Source organism: Mesorhizobium sp. M7A.F.Ca.US.006.04.2.1 (assembly GCF_004022915.1).
GTDB lineage: Bacteria > Pseudomonadota > Alphaproteobacteria > Rhizobiales > Rhizobiaceae > Mesorhizobium > Mesorhizobium ciceri.
Window position 1 is genome coordinate 1 of record NZ_RZQA01001540.1, and the last position, 640, is coordinate 640.

General features: G+C 57.5%; 1 protein-coding gene. It reads left to right on the forward strand.

All coding sequences use genetic code 11. The features are described 5' to 3' along the window. On the forward strand, nucleotides 1-640 hold a 640-nt coding region (locus EN925_RS38615), incomplete at both ends, for a manganese catalase family protein (protein WP_164894821.1).

The window sequence follows — 640 nt, forward strand, 5'->3', positions numbered from 1 at the left end:
CCACTGAAGAACTCAGCCACCTTGAGGTGGTGGGATCGATCGTCACCATGCTGAACAAGGGGCTCAAGGCACAACTTGCCGAAGGCCAGATGAAAGAAGCGGACCTTTATATGATGATCGGCGCCAGCGGTACGACAGCCAAGGAATCCATCCTGTTTGGCGGTGCTCCCGCGCTGTGCGACTCAGCCGGCGTTCCCTGGACCGCGGCCTATGTCGACTCACGCGGTGAACCTACCGTGGATTTGCGGTCGAACATCGCCGCTGAAGCGCGCGCCAAGATCGTTTACGAACGCCTCATCAACATCACCGATGATCCGGGCATCAAGGACGCGCTCGGCTTCCTGATGACACGCGAGATCGCTCATCAAAAGTCGTTTGAGAAAGCACTCTACGCCATCGAAAACAATTTCCCGTCAGGCAAGCTCCCGGGCATCGAGAGGTACGCCAGCATGTACGTCAACACCTCTCAAGGTGACGGCGATACCAATGGTCCATGGAATTCCGGCGAAGAGTGGGATCGGATCGATGACCTTGAAGAGGTGATGCCCGTCGACGGCGGAGACGGCTTGGCAACCGTCAAAATGGGCGCCAGAGACATGAAGGTGGTGGCCAAGATGGCCGACCGTACTCTTTCTGATCC